Source organism: Kitasatospora sp. NPDC097691 (assembly GCF_040302665.1).
Taxonomy (GTDB): Bacteria; Actinomycetota; Actinomycetes; order Streptomycetales; family Streptomycetaceae; genus Kitasatospora.
The window spans coordinates 22,607-46,883 of the sequence record NZ_JBEORY010000070.1 but is presented as its reverse complement, the minus strand read 5'-3'; the positions used below and the strand labels follow the sequence as shown (position 1 = coordinate 46,883).

27 protein-coding genes are annotated in these 24,277 nt (G+C 73.6%); 18 read left to right on the top strand and 9 right to left on the bottom strand.

What is annotated here, in order from left to right:
• Window positions 1-114: 114 nt before the first annotated feature.
• The gene (locus ABTY56_RS33645; RefSeq protein ID WP_350633175.1) at window positions 115-351 is read right to left on the bottom strand and encodes a hypothetical protein; all 237 of its coding nucleotides are present in this window, start codon (window positions 349-351) and stop codon (window positions 115-117) included.
• An 86-nt stretch (window positions 352-437) separates the two neighbouring features.
• The gene (locus tag ABTY56_RS33640) at window positions 438-857 is read right to left on the bottom strand and encodes an ATP-binding protein (RefSeq protein WP_350633174.1); all 420 of its coding nucleotides are present in this window, start codon (window positions 855-857) and stop codon (window positions 438-440) included.
• Between the two features lie 183 nt (window positions 858-1,040).
• Here ABTY56_RS33640 and ABTY56_RS33635 point away from each other — a divergent pair, with 183 nt between their 5' ends.
• Both ABTY56_RS33635 and ABTY56_RS33630 read left to right on the top strand, forming a co-directional pair.
• The gene (locus ABTY56_RS33635) at window positions 1,041-2,315 is read left to right on the top strand and encodes an NsdA family TPR-like regulatory protein (protein WP_350633173.1); all 1,275 of its coding nucleotides are present in this window, start codon (window positions 1,041-1,043) and stop codon (window positions 2,313-2,315) included.
• Window positions 2,312-2,848, top strand: a complete 537-nt coding sequence (locus ABTY56_RS33630; RefSeq protein ID WP_350633172.1) for a GNAT family N-acetyltransferase — start codon at window positions 2,312-2,314, stop codon at window positions 2,846-2,848. Before ABTY56_RS33635 ends, ABTY56_RS33630 begins: the two co-directional genes overlap by 4 nt.
• Window positions 2,849-2,855: 7 nt before the next feature.
• Here ABTY56_RS33630 and ABTY56_RS33625 read toward each other — a convergent pair whose 3' ends face one another.
• Window positions 2,856-3,434 carry a hypothetical protein gene (locus tag ABTY56_RS33625; protein ID WP_350633171.1) on the bottom strand — a complete coding sequence of 193 codons (579 nt, stop codon included), beginning with the start codon at window positions 3,432-3,434 and terminating at the stop codon, window positions 2,856-2,858.
• A 182-nt stretch (window positions 3,435-3,616) separates the two neighbouring features.
• Here ABTY56_RS33625 and tmpA point away from each other — a divergent pair, with 182 nt between their 5' ends.
• Complete coding sequence (gene tmpA, locus ABTY56_RS33620; RefSeq protein WP_350633170.1) at window positions 3,617-5,197, top strand: 2-trimethylaminoethylphosphonate dioxygenase; 1,581 nt, start codon at window positions 3,617-3,619, stop codon at window positions 5,195-5,197.
• Between the two features lie 43 nt (window positions 5,198-5,240).
• Here tmpA and ABTY56_RS33615 read toward each other — a convergent pair whose 3' ends face one another.
• Window positions 5,241-5,975, bottom strand: coding sequence for a GntR family transcriptional regulator (locus tag ABTY56_RS33615; protein WP_254802083.1), 735 nt, complete (start codon window positions 5,973-5,975; stop codon window positions 5,241-5,243).
• A gap of 441 nt (window positions 5,976-6,416) precedes the next feature.
• Here ABTY56_RS33615 and ABTY56_RS33610 point away from each other — a divergent pair, with 441 nt between their 5' ends.
• From ABTY56_RS33610 to ABTY56_RS33580, 7 genes are all read left to right on the top strand, one after another.
• The gene (locus ABTY56_RS33610; protein ID WP_350633168.1) at window positions 6,417-7,580 is read left to right on the top strand and encodes an ABC transporter substrate-binding protein; all 1,164 of its coding nucleotides are present in this window, start codon (window positions 6,417-6,419) and stop codon (window positions 7,578-7,580) included.
• Window positions 7,581-7,586: 6 nt separating this feature from the next.
• Window positions 7,587-8,564: an ABC transporter permease gene (locus tag ABTY56_RS33605; RefSeq protein ID WP_350633167.1), complete on the top strand. Its 978-nt coding sequence runs from the start codon at window positions 7,587-7,589 to the stop codon at window positions 8,562-8,564.
• Entirely contained in the window at window positions 8,564-9,373 is an 810-nt protein-coding gene (locus tag ABTY56_RS33600; protein ID WP_502893243.1) for an ABC transporter permease, read from the top strand. The genes ABTY56_RS33605 and ABTY56_RS33600 overlap by 1 nt, the downstream gene beginning before the upstream one ends.
• Window positions 9,374-9,425: 52 nt before the next feature.
• Window positions 9,426-10,511, top strand: a complete 1,086-nt coding sequence (locus ABTY56_RS33595; RefSeq protein WP_350633166.1) for an ABC transporter ATP-binding protein — start codon at window positions 9,426-9,428, stop codon at window positions 10,509-10,511.
• Between the two features lie 50 nt (window positions 10,512-10,561).
• On the top strand, window positions 10,562-11,269 hold the full coding sequence (locus tag ABTY56_RS33590) for an HAD family hydrolase (RefSeq protein WP_350633165.1): 708 nt from the start codon (window positions 10,562-10,564) through the stop codon (window positions 11,267-11,269).
• A 7-nt stretch (window positions 11,270-11,276) separates the two neighbouring features.
• Window positions 11,277-11,597, top strand: coding sequence for a DMT family transporter (locus tag ABTY56_RS33585; RefSeq protein WP_350633164.1), 321 nt, complete (start codon window positions 11,277-11,279; stop codon window positions 11,595-11,597).
• Window positions 11,598-11,711: 114 nt separating this feature from the next.
• Window positions 11,712-12,203: a hypothetical protein gene (locus ABTY56_RS33580; RefSeq protein WP_350633163.1), complete on the top strand. Its 492-nt coding sequence runs from the start codon at window positions 11,712-11,714 to the stop codon at window positions 12,201-12,203.
• A gap of 68 nt (window positions 12,204-12,271) precedes the next feature.
• Here ABTY56_RS33580 and ABTY56_RS33575 read toward each other — a convergent pair whose 3' ends face one another.
• The 3 genes from ABTY56_RS33575 to ABTY56_RS33565 form a co-directional block, all read right to left on the bottom strand.
• Window positions 12,272-12,787: a pyridoxamine 5'-phosphate oxidase family protein gene (locus ABTY56_RS33575; protein ID WP_350633162.1), complete on the bottom strand. Its 516-nt coding sequence runs from the start codon at window positions 12,785-12,787 to the stop codon at window positions 12,272-12,274.
• A gap of 219 nt (window positions 12,788-13,006) precedes the next feature.
• On the bottom strand, window positions 13,007-13,675 hold the full coding sequence (locus tag ABTY56_RS33570) for a phosphatase PAP2 family protein (protein WP_350633161.1): 669 nt from the start codon (window positions 13,673-13,675) through the stop codon (window positions 13,007-13,009).
• The gene (locus tag ABTY56_RS33565; RefSeq protein WP_350633160.1) at window positions 13,675-14,343 is read right to left on the bottom strand and encodes a DedA family protein; all 669 of its coding nucleotides are present in this window, start codon (window positions 14,341-14,343) and stop codon (window positions 13,675-13,677) included. The genes ABTY56_RS33570 and ABTY56_RS33565 overlap by 1 nt, the downstream gene beginning before the upstream one ends.
• Window positions 14,344-14,572: 229 nt before the next feature.
• Here ABTY56_RS33565 and ABTY56_RS33560 point away from each other — a divergent pair, with 229 nt between their 5' ends.
• The 3 genes from ABTY56_RS33560 to ABTY56_RS33550 all read left to right on the top strand — a co-directional run bounded on the left by ABTY56_RS33560 (window position 14,573) and on the right by ABTY56_RS33550 (window position 17,727).
• Window positions 14,573-14,992 carry a BlaI/MecI/CopY family transcriptional regulator gene (locus ABTY56_RS33560; RefSeq protein ID WP_350633159.1) on the top strand — a complete coding sequence of 140 codons (420 nt, stop codon included), beginning with the start codon at window positions 14,573-14,575 and terminating at the stop codon, window positions 14,990-14,992.
• Window positions 14,989-16,143, top strand: a complete 1,155-nt coding sequence (locus tag ABTY56_RS33555; protein ID WP_350633158.1) for a M56 family metallopeptidase — start codon at window positions 14,989-14,991, stop codon at window positions 16,141-16,143. The genes ABTY56_RS33560 and ABTY56_RS33555 overlap by 4 nt, the downstream gene beginning before the upstream one ends.
• 147 nt (window positions 16,144-16,290) lie before the next feature.
• A complete protein-coding gene (locus tag ABTY56_RS33550) occupies window positions 16,291-17,727 on the top strand; it encodes a GAF domain-containing protein (RefSeq protein ID WP_350633157.1) in 1,437 nt (478 codons plus the stop codon).
• Window positions 17,728-17,819: 92 nt separating this feature from the next.
• Here ABTY56_RS33550 and ABTY56_RS33545 read toward each other — a convergent pair whose 3' ends face one another.
• Complete coding sequence (locus ABTY56_RS33545; RefSeq protein WP_350633156.1) at window positions 17,820-18,320, bottom strand: SsgA family sporulation/cell division regulator; 501 nt, start codon at window positions 18,318-18,320, stop codon at window positions 17,820-17,822.
• A gap of 329 nt (window positions 18,321-18,649) precedes the next feature.
• Between ABTY56_RS33545 and ABTY56_RS33540 the strand changes: the two genes are divergently transcribed.
• The 4 genes from ABTY56_RS33540 to ABTY56_RS33525 all read left to right on the top strand — a co-directional run bounded on the left by ABTY56_RS33540 (window position 18,650) and on the right by ABTY56_RS33525 (window position 23,161).
• Window positions 18,650-19,912 (top strand): hypothetical protein, encoded by a 1,263-nt coding sequence (locus ABTY56_RS33540; protein ID WP_350633155.1) that lies wholly within the window; start codon window positions 18,650-18,652, stop codon window positions 19,910-19,912.
• A gap of 196 nt (window positions 19,913-20,108) precedes the next feature.
• Window positions 20,109-21,410, top strand: coding sequence for a TerD family protein (locus tag ABTY56_RS33535; protein ID WP_350633176.1), 1,302 nt, complete (start codon window positions 20,109-20,111; stop codon window positions 21,408-21,410).
• 185 nt (window positions 21,411-21,595) lie between these two features.
• Window positions 21,596-22,561: an SGNH/GDSL hydrolase family protein gene (locus ABTY56_RS33530; protein ID WP_350633154.1), complete on the top strand. Its 966-nt coding sequence runs from the start codon at window positions 21,596-21,598 to the stop codon at window positions 22,559-22,561.
• A 111-nt stretch (window positions 22,562-22,672) separates the two neighbouring features.
• Entirely contained in the window at window positions 22,673-23,161 is a 489-nt protein-coding gene (locus tag ABTY56_RS33525) for a GNAT family N-acetyltransferase (protein WP_350633153.1), read from the top strand.
• A gap of 5 nt (window positions 23,162-23,166) precedes the next feature.
• On the opposite strand, the gene ABTY56_RS33520 is transcribed toward ABTY56_RS33525, so the two are convergent.
• Window positions 23,167-23,859: an RraA family protein gene (locus tag ABTY56_RS33520; protein WP_350633152.1), complete on the bottom strand. Its 693-nt coding sequence runs from the start codon at window positions 23,857-23,859 to the stop codon at window positions 23,167-23,169.
• A 127-nt stretch (window positions 23,860-23,986) separates the two neighbouring features.
• Between ABTY56_RS33520 and ABTY56_RS33515 the strand changes: the two genes are divergently transcribed.
• Window positions 23,987-24,268 carry a PDDEXK family nuclease gene (locus ABTY56_RS33515; protein ID WP_350633151.1) on the top strand — a complete coding sequence of 94 codons (282 nt, stop codon included), beginning with the start codon at window positions 23,987-23,989 and terminating at the stop codon, window positions 24,266-24,268.
• Window positions 24,269-24,277 lie beyond the last annotated feature (9 nt).

Here is a 24,277-nt window from a genome sequence, read left to right as displayed (position 1 = left end):
GCCAGCGGTTGCCGCTCTCGTACGCCACGAAGTACGAGTACGTGCCCGCCGGGAAGGTGCGGCTCTCCGGGGGCCCTGCGTGGCAGGGCGGCCGCCGCACGGGATTCCTGGCTGTCAGCCCAGCAGGTGGTCGTACTGGCCCGCGACGAACGCGTCCTTGAGTTTCCGCAGCTCACCGGGGGTCAGCTCGACCACGGCGTCCGCGTTGTTGGTGTTGGCCAGCGCGATCAGGCCGTTCGGCATCGCGGCGAGCGCCGCGCACTCCACCGTGTCGTCCAGGTGGGAGTCGCGGGCCACCGACCAGTCCAGACCGGGGTGCGACACCGGGTCGAAGCCGATGAACTCATTCATGGTGTTCTCCTTGTCGATTCGATCAATGCCGCCTCCCCGCTTGCGGGGAGGAATCTGAAACCGTCCGGTGTGGACGGAAGGGACGGTCAGCCGAACGGCACGCGAAGGTCGGCGTGCACCGACTTGCCGAACTCGTCCGGGGTCACGCCCCATTGGCCATGCGTGAGTTTGTGAATCAGGGCGAGGCCACGGTGGCACTCCTCGTCTTCACCCGCTTTGAGGAGGACCGGCATCGTGCGGGAGCCGTCCCGCACCGAGATCCGCACGATGTGTGCCGTGACCCGGCGGATCTTGACCGTCATGAAGGTGAGGCAGCCCGTCCTGACCGCGTTCCCGACCAGCTCGGACACGATCAACTCGGCGTCGTCAGCCAGCTCGTGCAACTCCCAGTCCATGAGCTTGCGCCGGACGAGTCGCCGCGCCGCGCTCGCCGACTCCGGCCGATAGTGGAGACGGGCGGTAGCCGGGGCCGCCGCCCGGGGCGGCGCTTCGACGGTGACGGACACGGTTCGCTCCCTCGGATGGTCCGGCGGCCCAGTGGTGGGCCACTTCCAGTTCACCGTCTGTGGCCGGGCCGTGGACTCTGAGCGACCGGACGTTTCGCCGGACGTTTGGCGACAGCGGCGCCTGCCGGGGTGCCGGAAGTGTCAGAGTGTTACCAGTAATGGACTCTGCGCGAGGGGAGCGCTTTGGCTGCGCGATCACTGGCCGGCCTCCGAAAGGCCGCCGGTTACACGCAAGAATCCTTCGTCGATGCGTTCTCGAAGATGGCGAAACACATGGCGATCAACGCGGCAGTGAGCGTCCGCCAGCTCCGCCGGTGGGAGTCGCCGAGTCCTCCGCTGCCCCATCCCGGTCAACAGGCGGTGATCGAGGCCATGTTGGGCATCCCGCTCGTCGAGCTCGGATTCGATGTTCCGCCGGAGAGGACGCGCCGTGGGCCGTCGAACGGGCACCATGAGGATGTGGACCGTCGACAGTTCGTCGTAGATGTGGGCGCGATCCTGGGCGCCACCGCCATGCCGGCTGCCCACGGCCGACGGATCGGAGCTTCGGACGTGCAGCTCCTGCAGGCGAAGGTCTCCGATCTGTACACCCTCGACCATTCTCGGGGCGGCAAGGTCGCGCAGAAGGTGGCAGTGCAGATCCTGCGGCGGGTCGAGAGGGCCATGGCGGACGGGTCGTATCTCGAACGCGTCGGACGAGAGCTGCATGCCTTGTCCGGCGCGCTGCACTCCCACCTCGGGTGGATCGAGTTCGATGCAGGCCGCCCGGCGCAAGCACGGGCGGCCTGTACCGAGGCGCTGGCTTCTGCCCGGCTGGTGGGCGATCCACTGCTGGAGGTCCGGGCGCTGGACAAGCTGTCCATGCTTGCCGTTGAGCAGCGGCGGCCCTGGGAGGCGGTGGCTGCGGCCGTGGCCGCCGGAGAACTGGCCCAGGCTCATGGCGGCCCCAAGGTGCGATCGGTCGTGGCTCTGCGGCTCGCTCGGGCACTGTCTGCCGCCGGAGATCACGCGGCCGCCCGGCGCGCGCTCTCGGTGGCGCTGACCTGGCACGAGCGGTCCGACAAGGACACGGACGCGCCACGGTGGACGGCGTTCGCCGGTCAGGTCGAGGTCGCCTACGCCACTGCCGCGTGGCACGTGGAGACCGGTCGCCCTGTGCATGCGATCCCGTTCCTGCGGTCTGCGGTGAGGCGGCTCGGGCCGACCTACAGCCGCAACGCGGCGCTTTACCGGGCACGCCTGGCCGAGGTGCTCATGAGAGCCGGCGAAGTGGAGGAGGCCTGCGCAGAGGCCTGCGCGAGCGCCGATGCGGCGCAAGGCATGACGTCCGCCCGGTTGGTGGAGAGACTGCGGGCGGTCGCGATGTCTGCCGAGCGCATCGACACGGCATCGGCACGGGACTTCATGGAGCGGCTTCGAGCAGTCGGTGTGACTCCGAAGAAGGGGAGAACAGCGTGACGGTGGCGGTCGAGGTCCTGGACGGCGGGCAGACGGCCGACCTGGAGGAGCAGCTGAAGACCGTGTTCGCCGAGGCCTTCGCGGAACCGCCGTACGGGGAAGGCCCACCGGACGTCGAGCGCGCGTTCCGTCGCTTCCGATCACAGGTACGGCGGCGGGGGTTCCGGGCGGCGGTGGCGTTCGACGGCAAGCCGGCAGTGGGGATGGCATACGGGCATCCCCTGGCCGCGAGCACCGGGTGGTGGGACACCCTCATCGGACCCGTCCCCGAGGAGCTGCGCCGCGAGGACGGGAATCGGACGTTCGGCCTCTTCGAGCTGGCGGTACGCCCCGCCTGGCGCAGGCGGGGCGTCGCCACCGAGCTGCACCGCGCCCTGGTGTCCGGACTGGAAAACCGCCGCGTGATGCTGAACAGCCGTCCCGAGGCGACGGCGGCACAGGCCGCCTACCGGGAGTGGGGCTACCGCCGGGTCGGCGCGGCGATCCCGTGGGAGGGGGCGGCCGAGCACGACGTCATGCTGCTGGACTTGTGAGGCCCGCTCAGGACGACACCTCGGCGAGGGTGCGGAAGTCGCGGACGTGCTGGGCGGCGAGGTCGATGCCCAGGTCCGTGCCGCGAACGTACTCGCCGTAGATGCCCACCATGCTGCCGTCGCTCCAGAAGCAGATCGCGGTCACCGTACCGTCGTCCCCACTGATCGAGCCGCAGCGCATCGCGCCGCCGCGCCGGCCGGGGTCGGCGTCCGTGTAGAGGGTCCACATGTCTCCGTTGGGGAATTCCTTCCGCAGCAGGACGTCCAGGGCCTCGGCCGGATCGGTGTTGTGCTGCGGCACCCCGCGGACAGAGATCTTCCGGGTCTGGTCGGCGCTGATGTAGCTGCTGCCCACGGCGGTGGCGGGCAGGTCTCCCTTGGCGACCCCGCTGCGGATGAGCTTCACGAAGTCGGAGTCCGGAACGGACGGAAGACCGTCGAATTCCTGGGGCGGGCGGTACTTCCACCCCGCCGCAGTTTCAACGGCGGACGGCGCGGCGGCCGGGGTGGCGGCGTGGCCGGTGCAGGAGGCCGCCAGTACGGCCAGGGTCGTCAGGGCGACGGCTCTCGGGAGTCGATCATTCACCGGCACATCCGAGCAGGTCTGGACCACCCCCTGCAACCGGCTGCGGAAGCCGCCCCCTCGCACAGTTCCCGCAGCGTTCACCTGCCGGGCACCGGGAACTCACCGTCGGCAGGCAGGCTCCAGCAGGCGGGCAAAGTTGGCTATACAACTTTGCCCGGAGATGCCGCCAAGGAGGAGACCCCATGACCGAGCTGCCGCCGTACTGGCTGCGCGACAACTGCCCGTGCGCCGAGTGCCGGGACCCGCGCAACGGGCAGAAGCTGTTCCGGATCGACGACCTGCCGCAGGACCTGACGATCGCGGCGAGCACCGAGTCCGACGGGCGGCTGGAGGTGCTCTGGTCGGACGGGCACCGCTCCCGCTACCCGCTCGCCTGGCTGGCGGAGGAGGACGAGGGGGACGGCCGCACCGAGCAGGGCAAGCGGCTCTGGGCGGCCACGGACTTCGCCCGCGGGATCCCGGAGGCGGGGTGGGAGGGGTACCTGGAGGACCCCGCCGAGCAGGCCGCGGTCCTCGCCGCCGTCCGCCGCAGCGGGTTCGCGGTGCTGCGCGGGGTGCCGGTCGTGGAGGGGCAGGTGCTGCGGGTGGCGGAGAGCTTCGGGTACGTGCGGGTCACCAACTACGGGGAGCTGTTCGACGTCCGGGTCGAGCCGGACCCGAACAACCTCGCCTTCACCAGCGCCGCCATCGCGCCGCACACCGACAACCCGTACCGTGACCCGGTGCCGACGCTGCAGCTGCTGCACTGCCTGGAGAACTCGGCGACCGGCGGGGACTCCGGACTGGTGGACGGCTTCAAGGCCGCGGCGGTCCTCCGCGAGGAGGCGCCGGCGGACTTCGAGACGCTGACCCGCACGCCCGTCCCCTTCGTCTTCCGCGACCGCCGCACCGAGCTGCGCGCCGACCGTCCGCTGATCGACGTCGACCCGCTCGGCCGGATCCGGGAGGTGCGGTTCAACAACCGCTCGATCGGCACCCTGCGCGGGAGCGGCGAGCGGGTGAGCGCCTTCTACGCCGCCTACCGCCGCTTCGCCGCGATCACCCTGCGCCCCGAGCTGCAGCTCACCTTCCGCCTCGGCCCCGGCGACTGCCTGGTCTTCGACAACACCCGTCTGCTGCACGCCCGTACGGCCTTCCGGCAGGACGGCCACCGGCACCTCCAGGGCTGCTACGCCGACCTGGACTCGCTGGCGAGCACCCTCGCCGTGCTGCACCGCCGCGCCGCCGCCCTGGACGCGGTCGCCGGGCTGTTCGCCGGCGAGGGCGCCGGGGAGTACCTGGGCGAGGAGGTCACCATGGCCGAACACATGCTGCAGGCCGCCGCTGCCGCCGAGGCCGCCGGAGCGCCGGACCACCTGGTCGCCGCCGCCCTGCTGCACGACGTCGGCCACTTCCGGGGGGCCCTGCACGGACGGGACCTGATGCAGGGGAACGACAACCGGCACAGCGACACCGGCGCCGACTGGCTGGCCCGCTGGTTCGGCCCGGAGGTCACCGAGCCGGTCCGGCTGCACGTGGCCGCCAAGCGCTACCTCTGCGCGGTCGAGCCCGGGTACCGGGACCGGCTCTCCGCGGCCTCCGAGTACACGCTGACCGTCCAGGGCGGCCCGATGTCCGGCGCGGAGGCCGCCGCCTTCGCCGAACTCCCCGGCGCGGTCGACGCGGTGGCCGTACGGCGCTGGGACGAGCAGGCGAAGGTGGCCGGCGCTCCGACCCCCGGCTTCGACCACTACCGGCCGCTGCTCGCCACCCTCATGCGGTAGCCCGCGGCAGCCCGCGGCAGCGCCGGCACGCGCGGGAGGAGCCTCAGTCCAGCTCCCGCGCGTGCCGCGAAAGCGCCGAGGTGGCAAGGGAGTTGTGCACGCTGAACGCCACCGTCCCGGGCAGGTAGCGGTCCTGGGACCACTCCACCGGGGTACCGGTCGGGTCGGTGGTCCGGCGCCGCTCGCGCAGCAGCGGGCCGCCGCGGCGGCAGCCGAGCAGCCGGGCGTCCTCCGCGTTGGCGGCGACGATGTCGATGGTGTGGTCGGCGTCGGTGAACAGGATGCCGTGCTCGCGCAGCACCTCGGTGTGCGAGACCACGTCCGGCGGCAGCTCGGCGACGATCTCGCCGACCCGCGGCGGGTAGACGGTGCGCTCGACCATCACCGGTGTGCCGGACAGCGTCCGCAGCCGGACCGTCACGTACACCTCGGCGCCCGGCTCCAGGCGCAGTTGCTCGCGCTCGGCGGCGTCGGCCGGGCGGCGCACCAGCGAGTCCAGGATGCCGCCGGGCTCCTCGCCCATCGAGTACGCCCAGTGCGTGAAGCTGAGCAGTTCGGAGAAGCTCTGCACCCGCGCGCCGCCGAGCACCACCCGGCGGGTGCCGCGGCGGGAGGTGACCAGCCCGTCGGAGCGCAGCACCGCGAGCGCCTGGCGGACGGTGCCGCGGGAGACGCCGTACTGCTCGGCCAGTGCGCCCTCGGCGGGCAGCCGGCCGGCCTCGCCGTAGGCACCGGTGGTGATGGCCTCGCGCAGGTCGGCGGCCACCTTCCGGTACAGCGCGCCGGAGGCCCGCTCCTCGTTCGCGACGGGGCGTTCCCCGGCGGCGGGGCGCTCCCCGGCGGCGGGGCGCCCCTCGGCCTCGGGGCGCTGGGGCTCGGTTGCCACGTCAGTCAATGTCCCTCCTGGGGCGGTGTCCTGCGCAGCGGTACCGGCGCGGACAGCCAGACCCTATCCCGCTACGCCTTCGAAGCATCGCACCGAACGGATCACGCTCCGGTGGCCGGATTCCACCGTTCCCGCAGCCGACCCCGGTTCTGGGCCGTCCGTTCACCTTCCCGTCACCGGACTCCGGCGTACTTACCCCCGTCAGCGAAGTTGGCTAGTCAACTCGGACGGTTCCGAACAGCCCCCGAAGCCCGGACGACTCCGGACCGCCACTCGCCAGATCCCCCGATCGAGACGCCCACTCGCAGTTCCCCCTTCTCAGGAGACTGACCCGTGTCCGTGCACCGCGCCCGTACCGCCGCCTTCGCGGCCGTTCTGACCGCCGCCGCGCTCTCCCTCACCGCCTGCGGTTCCGCCGGCTCCTCCGCGAAGTCCGGCGACACGGCGGGCGGCAAGAACGCCAAGACCGCCACCTCCGTCGCCGACTTCGGCGGTATGGACGCCCTGGTCGCCGCCGCCAAGAAGGAGGGCAAGCTGCACGTCATCACGCTGCCGCGCGACTGGGCGAACTACGGCAAGCTGATGGACGACTTCAAGGCCAAGTACGGCATCGAGATCGAGGACGAGAACCCGGACGGCTCCAGCCAGGACGAGATCAACGCGGTCACCTCCCGCAAGGGCCAGGACCGCGCCCCCGACGTCGTCGACCTGGGCTCCGCCTTCGCGCTGAGCGCCGCCAAGCAGGGCCTGCTGGCCCCGTACAAGGTGACCGACTTCGACAAGATCCCGGCCACCATGAAGGACGCCGACGGTCGGCACTACAACGACTACGGCGGCTACATGTCGATCGGCTGCGACGCCAAGAAGGTGTCCGTCTGCCCGAAGACCTTCGCCGACCTGCTGAAGCCCGACTACAAGGGCATGGTCGCCCTCAACGGCAACCCGACCAAGGCCGGTGCCGCCTTCGGTGCCGTCTACGCGGCCGCGCTCGCCAACGGCGGTTCGCTGGACAACATCCAGCCCGGCATCGACTTCTTCGGCAAGGTCAAGCAGGCCGGCAACTTCAACCCGGTCGAGGTCACCCCGGCGACCATCGAGAAGGGCGAGACCCCGATCAGCATCGACTGGTCGTACCTGAACGCCGGCTACGCCGACAAGTTCAAGGACAAGGGCCTCGACTGGCAGGTGGCCATCCCCTCGGACGGCTCCTACGCCCAGTACTACAACCAGGCGATCAACAAGGACGCCCCGCACCCGGCCGCCGCGCGCCTGTGGGAGGAGTACCTCTACAGCGCCCAGGGCCAGAACGGCTTCCTCGGCGGCTACGCCACCCCGGCCCTGTTCGACGCCATGAAGACCGCCGGCACCCTGGACACGGCCGCCGCCGCCAAGCTCCCGCCGGTCGAGAAGCCCTTCACCACCTTCCCGACCCAGGACCAGACGGACGCGGCCAAGAAGACCGTGACCGAGAACTGGGCCAAGGCGATCGCGGGCTGACCTGAGATGACCACGGCTCCCACCCCGGTGCCGGCCTCCGCCTCCGCCGCCCAGAGCGGCGGGGGCGCCCCCGGCCCCGCCTCCCCCACCACGTCCTCGGCCCGCACTGCCAAGGCCCCCCGCCCCGGCAAGCGCCGGGCCGGCGGCGGCCGAGCCTGGCTCGCCGCCCTCCCCCTGCTGCTGTTCTTCGTGATCGGCTTCGGCCTGCCCGCCGTCGCGATCGCCATCGGCGCCTTCACCACGTCCTCGGACGCGCCCGACGGCGGCGGCACCTTCACCACCGACAACCTCACCGGCTCGCTCCAGGGCGCCTACTGGACCGCCCTGTGGGGCAGCGTGAAGCTCTCGCTGCTGACCGCGCTGATCGCCACCGTGGTCGGCCTGCCGCTGGCCCAGGCCGTGGCGACGTCCCGGTTCCGGATGTTCCGCGAGGCGGTGATGTCGGCCTCCGGCGTGCTCGCCAACTTCGGCGGCGTGCCGCTCGCCTTCATGTTCGTCGCCACCCTCGGCAACTCCGGCGAGGTCACCAGGAAGCTCGGCCTGACCGCGCACGGCTGGAACCTCTACACCTTCTCCGGCCTCTCGGTGGTCTACCTCTACTTCCTGGTCCCGCTGATGGTCATCACCATCACCCCGGCCCTGGAGGGCCTGCGCGTCCAGTGGCGCGAGGCCGCCCAGAACAACGGCGCCACCTCGCTGCAGTACTGGCGGCACGTCGCGCTGCCCGTCCTGCTGCCCTCGCTGCTCGGCGGCTTCGTGCTGCTGTTCGGCGCCTCCTTCGCCGCGTACGCCACCGCCGAGGCCATGGTGGGCAGTTCGGTGCCGCTGATCTCGATGCAGATCGGCGACGCGCTGTCCGGCAACGTCCTGGTCGGCCAGGGCAACCTCGCCCTCGCCCTCGGCCTCGACATGATCGTGGTCGCCTGCCTGGTGATGGCCGTGTACCTTCCCCTTCAGCGCCGGAGTGCCAAGTGGCTCGCCTGATCAATCGCATCCGTTTCGGCCGCGGCCTGGTCCTGCTGCTCTGCGGCGTGTACTTCGCCGTGCCGATGGCCGCCTCGCTGTGGTTCAGCGTCGACGACAACAAGGGCGGCACCACCTTCCGCGCCTACACCGAGCTGCTGAACGCCCCCGGCTTCACCGACAGCCTGGTGCTCAGCCTCGAACTGGCCGGCGTCACCGTCGCGGTGCTGCTGCTCCTGCTCGTCCCGGCGATGCTCGCCGCCCGGCTCGGCGCGCCCAGGCTGCGCCCGGTGATCGAGGTGATGTGCTCGATGCCGCTGGTCGTCCCGGTGGTCGCGCTCACCACGGGCATCATCGGCGTGCTGCGCTGGGGCCCGGACTACCTGCAGGACACCCCGCTGTTCCAGACCATCGTGGCGATCCAGGACCCGGGCTTCCCGATCGTCCTGGTCATCGCGTACGTGCTGATGGCGCTGCCCTTCGCCTACCGGGCGATCGACGCCGGCCTGCGCGGCGTGGACGTCGTCACCCTGGTCGAGGCCGCCCGCAACTGCGGTGCCGGCTGGCTGCGCGCGGTGTTCACCGTCGTCCTGCCGAACCTGCGCAGCGCGCTGCTGAACGCGGCCGTGCTCACCGTCGCCCTGGTGCTCGGCGAGTTCACCACCGCCTCCATCCTCGGCTTCGCCCCCTTCTCGGTGTGGATCAACTCCAACGGCAAGAGCGACGGCCAGATGTCCGTCGCGGTCTCCATGCTCAGCCTGTTGATCGTCTGGCTCGTCCTGCTGTTGATGTCCGCCGTCGGCCGCGGCCGCAAGACCGCGCGCTCCTGAGCGCACCGCCCGTACGGTCCTGAACCACCACGCTTTCCAGGAGTCCCCTGCCATGACCACGGCCCCCGCCCCCGTCACCGGCGTCGCGCTCGCCCCCGGCAGCGCCACCGTCGAGTTCCGCTCGCTGCGCCGCTCGTTCGGCGCCACCACCGCCCTCGACGGCCTGGACCTCACCGTCCACCCGGGCGAGCTGCTCGCCCTGCTCGGCCCGTCCGGCTGCGGCAAGACCACCGCGCTGCGCATCCTGGCCGGCTTCGAGCAGCACGACTCCGGCGAGGTCCTGGTCGACGGCCGGGACATCACCGCCATCCCCGCGCACAAGCGCGACGCGGGCATGGTGTTCCAGTCGTACAGCCTCTTCCCGCACCTGACCGCGCTGGACAACGTCGCCTTCGGGCTGCGGATGCGCGGCACCGGCAAGGGCGACCGCCGCAAGCGCGCCCAGGAGCTGCTGGAGCTGGTCGGCCTGCCGCACCGCGCCGAGCACTACCCGCACCAGATGTCCGGCGGCCAGCAGCAGCGCATCGCGCTCGCCCGCGCGCTCGCCCTGCAGCCCCGCGTGCTGCTGCTCGACGAGCCGCTGTCCGCGCTGGACGCCAAGGTCCGGCTGCAGCTGCGCGAGGAGATCCGCCGCCTGCAGCAGGAGCTGGGCATCACCACCCTGTTCGTCACCCACGACCAGGAGGAGGCGCTGTCGATGGCCGACCGGGTCGCGGTGCTGCGCGCGGGCAGGCTGGAGCAGTGCGCCACGCCGTCCGAGCTGTACGGCCGGCCGGCCACCGCCTTCGTCGCCGAGTTCGTCGGCACCATGAGCCGCATCCCGTGCACCCGCACCTCGGACGGCGTCGAGGTGCTCGGCCGCCGCCACGCGGTGGACGGCGAGATCCCGGCCGACGGCGAGCTGCACGTGCTGGTCCGCCCGGAGAACGTCAGCCTGACGCCCGCCGAGAACGGCCCCGCGCTGGTGGTCAACGCCTCCTTCCTGGGCGCCGTCACCCGGCTCACCGTCCGTCTCGACGACGGCACCGAGGTGAAGGCCGACCTGCCGACCGAGGCCACCGCCGCGCTGCCGGCCGGCTCGCGCGCCGAGCTCACCCTGCCCGAGCGCCCCGTGCTGGTGGACCGCCGCCCGGCCTGAGAGCCTTGCACGTCCCCGCTCCGACATCGAGAACCACCGAAGGTACCGCCATGCCTGAACCCGTAGTGCCCGCAACCGCGGCCCCCGTCGACCCCGCCCTGCCCGCCGCCGTCCTCTTCGACATGGACGGCACCCTGGTCGACACCGAGCAGCTGTGGTGGCAGACCGCCGCCGAGATCGCCGAGGAACTGCACCACCCGCTCACCGACCAGGACGCCCCCGAGGTGCTCGGCCAGGCCGTCGAGCACACCGCCGCCCACCTCCACCGGGTCAGCGGCACCACCCTCGACGAGGCCGAACTCGCCGCCCGGCTGGGCGAGTCCTTCGCCGGCAAGGTCGCCGCCGAGACGGTGCCGCGCCCCGGCGCGCTCGCCCTGCTGGCCTCGCTGCGGGACGCGGGGGTGCCCACCGCGCTGGTCTCCGCCTCCCCGCGCCGGGTCGTCGACCTCGTGCTGTCCGCCATCGGCCGCGACTGGTTCGCCGTCACCCTGGCCGCCGAGGACACCGAGCGCACCAAGCCCGCCCCCGACCCGTACCTCGCCGCCGCCGAGCGGCTCGGTCTGGACCCGGCCGCCTGCCTCGCCGTCGAGGACACCCCGACCGGGGTCGCCTCCGCCACCGCGGCCGGCTGCGCCGTGCTCGCCGTGCCGTCCACGGCGACGCCGATGCCGGACGGGGAGCGGATCACGCTGCTCGCCAGCCTGGAGCAGGCCGATCTCGCGCTGCTCGGGAAGCTCACCGCCGCTCCGGCTGTTTGACCCCGACATGCCTTACGTCCTGCTCGCCCTCGCCATCATGAGCGAGGTCTGCGCCACCAGCTGCCTCAAACTCACCGACGGGTTCACCCGCCTCTGGCCGAGCCTGGGGGTCGGCCTCGGTTACGCGCTCTCCTTCCTGCTGCTCGGCCGCGCGCTCAAGCACATACCGGTCTCGGTCGCCTACGCGGTCTGGTCGGGGGCCGGCACGGCGGCGGTCGCCGGGATAGGCGTGGTCGCCTTCGGCGAGTCGCTCGGCCGGCTGCAGTGGGTGGGGATCGCCCTGGTGATCGTCGGGGTGGTCGTGCTCAACCTCAAGGGCAGCCACTGACGATCACTTCCTGACGATTCGTCAGTTCGCCAACAAGCTGGTCAACTCGCTTACCGGAGCGGGAAGTCGGACGTTCCGACTTCCCGCTCCGCGTCGTTCGCTACGGTGTCCCCCATGACGGAACCCCGGCCCCACCACTACCGCTTCGTCCACCGCGAGCTCGCCCGCCAGGTGCTGGAGTTCGGCCCGCGCGTGGCCACCCCGGCCCCGGACGGTGGCAGCCTGCTGCCCGTCGTCACCCAGATCTGGGAGGACCTCGGCCGGACCCTCCCGCCCGAGGAGCGCCTGGCCACCCACGGCCTCGACTGCCGCCACCTGTCGGTCGACGGGCACCACATGCTGCTGGTCACCCTGCCCACCCCGGTCGGCGCCACCGAGGCCCACTTCGCCGCCGCCGTCCACCCCGAGGGCGGCAGGACCGTCCGCTACCTGACCCTGGAACACGCCTTCAGCCCCTTCGACGGCAGCCCCGGCACCGTCCTCGGCGAGTGGACCGCCGAGAGCCACCTCAACCACGGCCAGGGACCCTCCCCCGTCGCCGAACTCTTCGTCGCGTCCGTCGTGCAACTCGTCACTCCGAAGAAGCGCGGCTTCCGGCGCCGCTGACGCCTCCCGACCCCAACCGCCGGGCCGGCGTCCGCCGCGGACCTCGGGGCGCCACCTCCCGGAGGCGCCTACGACCGGACCACCCGGGCCCGCAGGTAGTTGCGGCGGCCGAAGTTCGGTTCGTCCACCGCCGTCAGCTCGTCCACCTGGAAGCGGTACAGCGCCGCCGCACCCCCACCGGTGAGGAACTGCCGCCGGACGTCCTCGTCCTGCGCGAAGGCCGGGTAGCGCCCCTGGTACGCGGTCAGCGCCGCCTCCGCCTGCCGCCCCCAGGCCTCGCTCGCGCTGCCGGTCAGCTGCAGCCCGCGCAGCTGTTCGCCGAAGACGGGCGGCGGCAGGAAGACGGTGGCGGCGGCCCGGGCCTCCTCGGCGAGGTGGTGGCTGTGCCGGGTGGAGCGCTCGCTGACGAAGTAGAGGACGAGTTCGTCGTCGTACGCGAAGAAGGCCAGGTTGGCGTGCGGCCCGTGCTCGTGGCCGGCGGTGGCGAGGGTGAGCACCATGGCCTCCGCGAGCAGGCCCTCGACGCCCTTGTGCAGCAGGTCGCCCGGCCAGTCCCCCTGCGTGATGTCGAGTCTGTACGGCATACGGCACTCCCTCCGCTGGCACGCCCGGCGCCCTCGCGCCCCGAACACGACTGAGCCGGGCGGGCGCCCCCTGAGGAGGCCCCGCGCCCGGCTCACATGCTCTACCCGCCGCCCCGGCCGGACAAGGGCCGCGGAACGGGTGGAATCAGCGGAATCGGCGCCGCCGCACCGGCGTCACCGGCATCCGCCGCACCCGGCGGGTGCGACGCCGTCGGGTACTCAGTGCCGCTGCGCCTCGTACTCCGCGTACCCGCGGCTCACCGGCGGCAGCCGGCCCGGTCCGAGCAGCGGCCGCAGCGCGCCGGAGCGCATCCGGTCCACGAGCGGCCCGCAGCGACCGGCGACCGGCGCCAGCACCACCGCGACCAGCAGGCCGACCAGCGCGCCGACCGCCACGTCGTGCGGGTAGTGCACGCCGACCCAGACCCGGGACGCGGCCATCAGCGCCGCGAACAGGACGGCCACCCAGCCGAGCCTCCGGTTGACGAACCAGAGCGCGGCCGCGGCGGCGAAGGCGATCACCGAGTGGTTGCTCGGGAAGGACCAGTCGCCGTTGCCCGGGCAGGTCTCCAGCGAGATGCTGCCGGGGATCTGCGCGCAGGGCCGGACCTCCTCGACGATCCCCTTGAACACCGAGTTGACGGCGTACGCGAGGACCACGATCACCGGCGAGGCCAGCACCTTGGCCATCACCGCGGAGTCCGCGCCGCGCGCGCGCCACCACGCCCAGAGCATGAAGAGCGCGAACAGTCCGAGGCCGAGGGCCGACCAGACCTTGATCAGCTCGTCCAGCCAGTGCGGGGCCGACTGCGCCCACCCGTTGACCCGGGTGTAGAGGCTGCCGTCGATGCCGCTGCCGTCGTAGACGGCCAGGGCCCGAGTAGGCATCACGCGTCACCTCCGTGACGTGGCGCCTTACGGGCGCGGAACAGTTCGAGAACAATGGGGAACACGGAGACAACTACTACCAGACCGATGACGGGCAGCAGATACCGGTCGATCCCGGGTACAGACGATCCGAGCGCGTACCCGGCGAGCACCACGCCGACCGTCCAGACCGCGCCGCCGACGACCTGCCAACGGGTGAACGAGCGGACCGGCACCTCCAGCACGCCGCACAGCGGATTCAGCACCGTTCGGACCACCGGGATGAAGCGCGCGAGCACGATGGCCTTGCCGTGGCCGTACTTCGCCAGCAGCTCCTCGGCCCGTTCGACGCCCCGCAGCAGGCTCTTGCGCCGGGTGCGGCGCAGCAGCGCCCGGCCGCCGCGCCGACCGATCAGGTAGCCGAGCTGGGCCCCGCCCAGTGCCCCGACCAGGGCGGCGGGCAGCACCTGCCACAGTTCCAGCTGCGGCCCCCGGGTCGCACCGGGCACGCAGAGCAGTCCCGCGGTGAACAGCAGCGAGTCGCCGGGCAGGAAGAACCCCACCAGCAGGCCGGTCTCGGCGAAGAGCACGACGGCGATGCCGAGCGCGCCGAAGGCGCCGAGCAGTGAGGACGCGTCCAGCGGGTTCACCGCGAGGTGAACGGCCGGATCGCCGGGGAACTGGAGCAAGGCTGGCGGACCTCCCGTACGTTGGAGGGCGGTTCAGGCGGAATCCGCCCCGGAACCGATCGGTTCACAGCGGATCCGCCCAGGCCGGCTGTTCACAGCGAACCCCGCCCCGGCGGCGGTTCACAGGGGACCACCCGGACCGGTGGGTTCACGGCCGGACCCGCCCGGCCGTCTACAGTCACGTAGACGGTCTACATGACTGTAGACGAAACTTGGAGGAACCGCCGCCATGTCCGACGTACCGTCCGCCCGCCGGCCCGCCGGGGAGCTGGAGGCCGAGGTGCTGGCCGCCCTGTGGTCGGCCCGGCAGCCGATGACGCCGCAGGACGTCCAGACGGCGCTCGGCGGGGACCTCGCCCGCACCACGATCGCGACCATCCTGGCCCGGCTGCACGACAAGGGGACGGTCGAGCGCACCCGGGCGGGCCGCGCCTACGCGTACACCCCGACCGTCCAGGACACCGCCGGACTGGCGGCCCGCCGGATGCACACCGAGCTGGGCCGCGAGGCCGACCGCTCCACCGTGCTGGCCCGCTTCGTCTCCGACCTCTCCGCCGAGGACGAGCAACTCCTGCGCGACCTGCTCGGCGACGGCCCCGCCGGCGACGACCGCCTGCGGCCGGACCCCCGGGGGTCGGCCGGCCGATGATGATCGCCGTCTGGGCCCCGCTGCTGCTGCCCTTCCTGGCCGCACCCCTGGCCCGCCGCCTCGCCGAGGCCCTGCCCCCGCGGGCCGCCGCCTGGACACTGGTCGGCAGCACCGCCGTGCTGGCCGGCGGCACCGTCTGCTCGCTCGGCCTGCTCGCCACCGCCGGACTGCTCCAGCTGCCGCCGGTCGCCGCCCTCGGCCACCTCTCGCTGCGGTGGCTCACCGCAGCGGCGCCGGACGCCCCGCTCGCCGCCGCCGCGGCCGCCCTGGCGCTCGTCGCGCTCACCGTGCTGGCGGTGCGCACGGCCCGCCGACGCCGGCTGGAACTGCGGACGGCCCGGGCCGCCCTCCCGCCCGGTGATCGGCATCCGGACGTGCGCCCCCGAGGCGCCACCATGCGCCGAGCGCGCACCCCGGAGCGCTTCACCGCCCCGGCGCCGGGGCCCGCCGAACCCTGCGCCACGACTCCCGCGCTCCGCACCGAACCGTGCGCCGCGGCTGGGTCGCGCCCCGCCGGATCCACGCTGGCGGCCCTCCTGCGGCCCACCGAGCCCCCGCTCAGCGTCCTGGACGACGAGTGCGCCGACGCCTTCGCGCTGCCCGGCCGCCTGCGCCGCCCCGGCCGCCCCGGCGAACCGGGCCGGATCGTGGTCACCTCCGGCATGCTGCGCGCCCTCAGCGGGCCGGAGCGCTCCGCCCTGCTCGCGCACGAACGCGCCCACCTGGCCGCCCGCCACCACGTCTTCCTGGCGATGGCCGAGCACGCCGCCCACGTCCACCCGGCGCTCCGGGCACTGCGCGCGCCCCTCGGGTACCACCTGGAGCGCTGGGCCGACGAAGTGGCGGCGACCCGGGTCGGCGACCGCACCGTGACCGCCCGCGCGGTCGGCCGGGCCGCCCTCGCCGCGAGCCGCTCCCCCTGGCCGGACCGGCCCCGAACCGCGCCCGCCGCCCACTCCGGGCCGGTCCCGCGCCGGGTCGCCGCGCTGCTCCAGCCTCGCCCGGCCGCCACCCCCGGCGCCCGGCTGCGGGCCGTCGCCCTGGCCCTGGCCGCCTGCCTGGCGCTGAGCACCGGCGCCACCCTGGAGGCCACCGCCGACCTGCACCACACCGTCGAGGTGGCCCAGCTGGGCACGGGCGCGCACCACTGAGGCCGCCCGCGCCCCCGGGGCCGCTCCTGCGTACCGCCCGGTATGCCGAGTTGGCAGACCCCATCCCCACGCGCCCACCTCACCCGTACGCTTTCGTCAGCGCGTCGACCCCGGCGCGACCTCGAACGGCGGCGAGGAGCGGACCGAGTGCGGCAGACCGGACGGCAGTCCCGACGACCAGAGCGCCGCACCCCGCCGACCGCGACGGAGCTGGCCAAGGTCCACGAGCGGACCCTCACCGACGCCGCCGCCCGGGAGCTGACCGGACCGCCCCCGGAGGGTGGCGGCGCCCCCGGCCTGCTCGAACCCCGCCCGGAGATCGGCGACTCCTGGGCCCGGCTGCGCCGGCTCGGCCTCGACCCCGACACCGGCGCCGCCACCGTCCTGCTCGGCCCGGCCGAAGTCGAACAGCGCCGCCGCGCCAGCGGGCTTGACGCAGTCATGCCAGTCCTGCGGCAGACCCTGCTGGAGCCGACCGACGCCGTCCCGCTGATCCTCGCCGTCGCCGACGCCGAGGGCCACGTGCTCTGGCAGGAGGGCGAACGCGGCCTGCGCCGCAGCGCCGACCGGATCGGCTTCATCACCGGCGCCCGCTGGGTCGAGGAGAGCGTCGGCACCAACGGCATCGCCGTCGCCCTGCGCGCCCGGCGCCCCATGCACGTCCACTCCGCCGAGCACTACCTGCGCAGCCACCACACCTGGACCTGCGTGGCCGCACCCGTGCACGACCCCGGCACCGGCCGGCTGGTCGGCGCCGTCAACCTGAGCGGCCCCGCGCACAGCATCCGCCCGTACCTGCTCCAGCTCACCGCCACCGCCGCGCGGCTCGCCGAGACCGAGCTGCGCGCCCACCGACTGGAGGCGCTGCACCAGCTGCGCACCCTGGCCGCCCCGATGCTCGCCCGGGTCGGCGGCCCCGCCCTGGTCGTGGACGCGGCCGGCTGGACCGCCGCCGCGGCCGGGCTGCCACCGCCCGACCGGCTGCGGATGCCCAGCGAGGGCTGGGCCCCGGCCGCCGTGCACTGGGTACCCGGCCTCGGCGAGTGCGTCCTGGAACCGCTCGCCGACGGCTGGCTGGTGCGCCCGGTCCGGCCGCCCGGCGAGGACGGCACCGGCCCGATCGACACCGAACAGGCCGAGGGCGCCCGGCTCCGGCTCGACCTGCGCCGGCCGGACCGCCCCGAGCTGTCCGTCCGGGGCGCGGCCGGCAGCTGGTCCCACCCGCTCAGCCCGCGCCACGCCGAACTGCTGCTCCTGCTCGCCACCGCACGCGAGGGCAGCACCGCCGCCCAGCTCGCCGAGGCGCTGTTCGGCGACGCGGGGCGGACGGTGACGGTCCGCGCCGAGCTGTCCCGGTTGCGCCGCTACCTGGGCGGACTGCTGGCCCACCGGCCGTACCGGATCGCCGAGTCGGTGCCGGTCACGGTCGAGGCGCCGGACGACCCGTACGACCTGCTGCCCGCCTCCTCGGCCCCGGCCGTCCGGAGACTGCGGGCCGCGCTGGCGGCGGGGAGCGCACGACTGCCCGGCGCGGCGCCCGTCCCGCCGCCGCGCGCTCCCGGGGACGCCCCGCTCGGCCACTGAGTCCTGGGCCACCGAGGCCCCGCCACCGGCGCCGCCACGACCGACCGCCACCGGCCGGCCGTCAGCCCCGTCGACTGCGGTCGTACCGCCCGTCAGCCGCCCGCGAGCAGCGCGGCCAGGTCGGCGTCGGTGGGCCCGCAGTCGCGTTCCCGGGCCTCGGAGACCAGCGCGTACGTCCGGTCCAGCCAGGCCTGCACCCGGGGCTTGGAGGCCTCCAACAGGGCGCTGCCGTGCGGGGATTCGAGCGCCAGGTGCAACGTCGATCCGTGGCAGGGGCAGTACGCCGGCCACAGCTTGACGTCGCCCTGGCCGCTCAACGTGCGCAGGCCGTCGCGCAGCAGTTCGCGCGAGAACACCCAGTCGGCCTCGTCCGGCCGCCCCGGGTGGAACGTCAGCAGCACCTCGTACGGGCGGACGGCGTCGAACCGGAACCGGGTGCGCACCTCGCCGACGACCTCCTCGCCCAGCGAGATCCGCAGGGTCAGCACCTCCTCCACCGCCGCCGGAGCGGCGGTGGAGCCGTCCCCATCGCCGCCCGTGGGGGTAGCGGCGAGGGGTGCACTGGAGGCTGCGGACAGCGGGTCGGGCGGCATGACGGTCTCTCCGGGACGGCGTGGGATGGACCCAGCCTGCGCCACCCCGGGCCGGGCGGCAAGGGTTGCAAGGGGGTTGCAATAACCCCCGTCCGGGGCAACCACCCCTTACGGCGCTTGTCGGACGGAGCGTCAACTTCCGTACATCGAACGGATGTCCACGAAATGGATGGAAACCGTCCACGGTGTGACCGCCCGCTGCTACGCTCTCCCCCTCCCCGACGCGGGCACGCGGCGGACCGGCCCCCGCGGCGGCCGGAGCCGGGCCCGACGGTTGCGCGTGGGAGAATACGGCGACGCGACGGCGACTTCGGGGAGGGAGGGGTCCGGTGGCTGTGCGCGAGGACACCACGCAGGACGTGCGGCACGAGCCCGAGCGGCACGGCCGGCACGGTCGACCGCGTCCGTTCGGCGGCCGGCTCCGACTTCCCACCCTGCGCTTCTCCGGCGCCGCGATGGCGATGTCCACCGTCGTCGGCATCAGCATCGCCACCACCCTCCTGCTCAACGAGCAGCAGGGGATCGGCCGTCGGGCCGGCGTGGCCCGGGTCGGCTCCACCCCGCCGCCCACCCCGGGGGCCACCGACCAAGCCGAGGCGGTCTCCGCCTCGACCCCGGCCGCCACCCCGGCCCCCGACGGGCCGTCCGCCGCCCGGCAGTCGGGGCACCCGTCCGCACACCCCTCGACCCACCCCTCGGGGGCGGCACCCGTCCTGGCCACGCCCACCGAGCGCTCGGCGCACCCGGGCGAGCTGCCCGGCGGCCGGGCCGCCGCCGGGCAGGACGCGCAGCCTCCCTCCGGTACCCAGCTCGCGGGCAGCGAGCCGGTGGGCGAGCCCGGCACTCCGGCGCCGACCGGGCCCTCGCCCGTCGCCCCGCCCCCGCCCACCGAGCAGCCCGTCGGCCGGCCCACCGACGACCGGCCGCCGAACCGGCCCGGTCTCAAGCCCACCGCCCACCCCGTGCCGCCACCCGGCGCGACGGACCCGGGCGGCGACACCGGCACTCCGGCGGGCGCACCGACGGGTGCCCCCGGCCCCACCGCGCCCGACCCGACCGCCCCCGCTCCCACGGCGCCCGTTCCCGTCGTTCCCGGCCCCGTCGACCCGGACCCGAGCGCCGACCACGCCCTGTCCGGCGTCGCCCTGGTCTCCCCGCTCGGCCGCGACGGCCTGCGGCACGAGCTGGCGCTCACCGTGACCGAGTCGGTCACCGCCCTGCAGGCCGAATTCCGGCTCGCCCCCGGCGACTCGGCCGCCGGCCCCGGCACCGCCTGGACCGACCTTCCCGGTGCCGTGGTCACCGTCCAGCAGGAGCGCGGCACCCTGGTGTACCGCTTCACCACGCCGCCCGGCACGGACGTCCGGCCCGGCCACTACACCTTCGGGGTGCGCGGCGCCCGTCCGGCCGTGGCCGACCCGTCGGCGGCCCGCAAGTCGGCCCCCGCGGAGAGCTGGAGCGCCTCCGCCTTCGCCCTCGACCACCCGCGCGCGGTCGCCACGCTCGGCGCCTTCGGCCCCACCCCTGCACTGCCCGCCGCGCCCCGGCCTCCGGGCACCCCGGTCGGCCCGGCGGCTCCCGAACCCCGCTGACGGTCCGACGGTCCGCTGTGACGACGGTCCGCTGTTACAACGTTCCAACAGTCCGACGATCCGACAGCTGACCTGCCCGGACGGGCGCATCCCCGCACCCTCGTTCGTTACTGTGGGCAGCACCCGGCCGGGCGCCCCAACAGCCCCCGCCCGGGGCCGTCGTTCCGCACCCGAGGAGGAGTCCGTGCCCACCGTCCTGACCCAAGGCGGCAACGCACCGCTGACCGCCGCGCGAGTGACCGTCGAGGTCACCGCGCCCAAGGCGCTGGACGTCTCCGGCCTGCTGCTGACCGACGCCGGAAAGGTGCGCTCGGACGACGACTTCGTCTTCTTCAACGCCCCGAACGGCCCCGGCGTCAGCCACCGCCCGGCCGCCGCCGGAACTCCCGACGCGATCACCGTCGACACCCGGGCCGTCCCGGCCGACATCACCAAGATCGTGGTCACCGCCAGCCCCGCCGACCAGGTCTCCACCTTCGCCGGGACGGAGCCCACCGCCACCGTCCGCGACGCCGACAGCGGCGAGGTCCTGGCCACCTTCACCCCGCCCCGGCTCGGCGTGGAGACCGCGCTGATCGTGGTCGAGGTCTACCTCCGCAACGGCGCCTGGAAGGTGCGCGCCGTCGGCCAGGGCTACGCCAACGGCCTCGCGGGCATCGCCACCGACTTCGGCGTCAGTGTCGAGGACACCCCGGCCCCGGCCGCCGAGGCCGCCCCGGCCCCCGCCCCGAGCACCCCGCAGGCTCCGGCCCCGGCCGCCCCGACCGTCCAGCTCCCCACCCCGCCCGCTCCCCCGGCGGCCCCCGCAGCCCCGCCCGCCGCCCCGGTCGACCCCCGGATCGCCCTCGCCACCGGCTCCCACCAGCTGCCCCCGGTCCCGCCCGCGCCGCCCGCCGCGCCCCCGGCCCCGGCCGCGCCGGCGAAGATCACCCTGGACAAGGGCCGGGTCAGCCTGGTCAAGGGCAGCTCCGTCTCCCTGATCAAGAACGGCCGCCCCTTCCTCTCCTCGGTCCGGATGGCCCTGGGCTGGGAGCCGGCCGGCCGCGGCCGCAGCGTCGACCTGGACGCCTCCTGCCTCGCCTTCGACGCCCGCCACAAGCGGCTGGAGACGGCCTGGTTCATGAAGCTGAACATCTTCAACGGCGCCATCGCCCACTCCGGCGACAACCTCACCGGCGGCGGCGACGGTGACGACGAGATGATCACCGTCCACCTGGAGGGCCTGCCGGCCGAGGTCCACGGGCTGGTCTTCGTCGTCAACTCCTTCTCCGGCCAGAAGTTCACGGACGTGAAGAACGCCTACTGCCGCCTGCTGGACGCGGGCAGCAACGAGGAACTGGTCCGCTTCGACCTCACCCACTCCGAGCCGCGCACCGGCGTGGTGATGTGCAAGCTGGTCCGCCGCCCGGGTGGCGAGTGGGAGATGACCGCGCTCGGCGAGTACGTCGACGGCAAGACCGCGCGGGCGATGATCGAGCCCGCCGCCGCGCTGCTCTGAGCGAGCGGGCCCGGCGGTCCGGGCCGGTCCCGGCCGGTCCGGGCCATCACCCCGCCACCCGCCGCCCTCGTCACGCCCACGCCCACGATTTCACCCTCCTGAGGCATCAAGTCGTCCACGCAGCGGCTCGATTGACTCTCAGGGGGGTGAATCGCACTCTCCCCCGCACTCGCTGAGGAGAGACCGTGCCACACTTCCCGTCCCGCCTCGCCGTCGCCGGCACCGCCGTCGTCCTCGCCGCCGGGCTGACCACCCCCACCGCCGCCCAGGCCGCCGCCAGGCCGTCCGCCCGCGCCCAGGCCCTGGCCTGGGTGGCGATGGGCGACTCGTACACCGCCGGCGTCATCGAGGCCACCGGCGACGAGACCGAGCCGGTCGACGGCTGCGCCCGCACCGTCGGGTCCTACCCCGAGATCGTCCGTCGCGACCTCGGCTCCCTGGTCGACCAGCACAACGTCAGCTGCAGTGGCGCCACCACGGAGAACGTCCGCGCCACCAAGCTCTCCCCGCTCGGCCGCCCCCTCCCGCCGCTCGGCTCCGACCCGAACGCCCCCTACCCGCCCGTCCCGCCGCAGATCGACGCCGTGGGCCCGGCCACCGACCTGATCACCGTCGGCATCGGCGGCAACGACCTCGGCTTCGCCGAGATCCTCAAGAACTGCATCGAACTCGGCGCCACCCACCTCGGCCAGGGCACCCCCTGCAAGGACGCGTACGACGCGAGCCTGCCCGGCCGCTTCGTCGGACTCCGCGACGGCTACGACCGGATGCTCAGCGCCCTGCACGCCAAGGCCCCGTCCGCCAAGGTCCTCACCGTCGGCTACCCGCACCTCGTCCCCGAGGACGTCAACCTCTGCACGTACGGCGACCTGCGCCAGTTCGCCACCTTCACCACCGGCGACCTCGCCTGGGCCCGCACCGCGATCGTGGAGCCGCTCAACGCGGCCATCGCCCGGACCACCGCCGCCCAGGGCGACACCTTCGTCGACCTCTACCCCTCCACCGCCGGCCACAGCGTCTGCGACGCCGACCACTGGCTGGACGGCCTGCTGACCAGCATCCTCCCCCTGAAGTACGCGCTGGTGCACCCGAACGCCCGGGGCCAGGCCAACGCCGCCGCCATCGTCGAGAACGCCATCCTCGGCAGCTGACCCGCCGACCACCGAGCGGGCCGGCCACCGACCCTCCGACCACCGGACGGCGCCTCGGAACGCCGTGGAAAACCACTGGCCCGGCTCGGCGCTCCGGATCATCCTTGTCCGATGATCATCCGCGAAGCCACCCCCGACGACTGGCCCGCCATCTGGCCGTTCTTCCGGACCGTCGTCGCCGCCGGCGAGACCTTCCCCTACCCCCTCGACATGCCCTCCGAGCTCGGCCGGGAGTGGTGGATGCTCACCGCCCCCAACCGCACGGTGGTCGCGGTGGACGACGACGGGCGGATCGTCGGCACCGCCAACATGAACCGCAACCGACCCGGCAACGGCTCGCACGTCGCCAGCGCCAGCTACCTGGTCGACCCGGCCCATCACGGCAAGGGCATCGGGCGGGCCCTGGTCGAGTACACCCTCGACTGGGCCCGCCGGGCGGGCTTCCGCGCCATGCAGTTCAACGCGGTGGTCGCCAACAACCACCACGCCGTGAAGCTCTACGAGTCGCTGGGCTTCGAGATCGTCGGCACCGTCCCCGAGGCCTTCCGCCACCCCGTCGACGGCTACGTCGGCCTGCACGTCATGTACCGCCCCCTGTAGAGCGGTTACTCCTCGATCGCCCCGCCGACCCGCCGCAGGTGCTGCCGGAAGCTGTACGACGGGTCGGCGGCGCGGCGCTCCAGGTAGTCGTCGAAGGCGGTCTGGCGGCGCAGCGTGTCCCCGGAGGCGATCCGCCCGGCCTGCGCGCGCTCGGTCCGGGCGATCGCGCCCGCCGTCTCCAGTACCTCCTCGACCCGGTCGGCCGGGACGAACAGCACCCCGTCCGGGTCGGCGAACACCACGTCCCCGACGGTCACCGCGTGCGGCCCGACCCGCGCCGACAGCAGGGCCTCCGGCTCCCGCTCGTCCAGCCGCACGGGCCCGAGCGGCAGCGCGCCGTAACTGAACACCGGCAGCCCGATCTCCAGCAGCTCGGGGGTGTCGCGGTGCAGCCCCCAGACCACGATCCCGGCCACGCCGGCGGCCCGCGCCTCCAGCACCGCGAGGTCCCCGATGCAGGCCTCGTCCGTCCGCCCGCCGTTGTCGATCACCAGGACGTCCCCGTCCCGCGCGGCCCCGTACGCCTCCAGGAACACGTCGACGCTCCCGTAGTGGCGCACCGGCAGCACGCGCCCCGCCACCCGGCTCCCCGCGGCCACCCCGCCGACCCCCACCGGGGCCGCCCGCAGCCCCACCCCGAGCCGCACACACGCATCCGCCACCAACGGGGTCGACAGCCCCGCGAACTCCTTCAGCATCCCCAACTCCTCCCACCGAAAGCCCAGTTCACCAGCAAACCACGCCATCGAGTGATCTCCACGCGAACCCGCCCGACACATCATCGAACCCAATAGGCTGCGCGCAAGCCGGAACGAGAGGACTTCCATGGACGCGACCGAGAGCGCCATCCTCCTCGAGCTGTTTCTCGATCTCGACACCCCTGAAGGACTCCGCGCCGAACTCCTCGAAGGCGAGATCCTCATCGAACCACCCGGTGACGGCCATCACGCCCACCTCCTCAGCGAGTTGGCCGATCAGGTGTGGCAGGAGTCGGCCACCGAGATGCAGATGTCGCAGCACAAGGGCATTCGCCTCGCCGCCTTCGGCGAGCCGCTCACGATCCCCGCCCCCTTCGAGTTCGACCTGGACACCAAGGACTTCCTCTAGAACCACGTA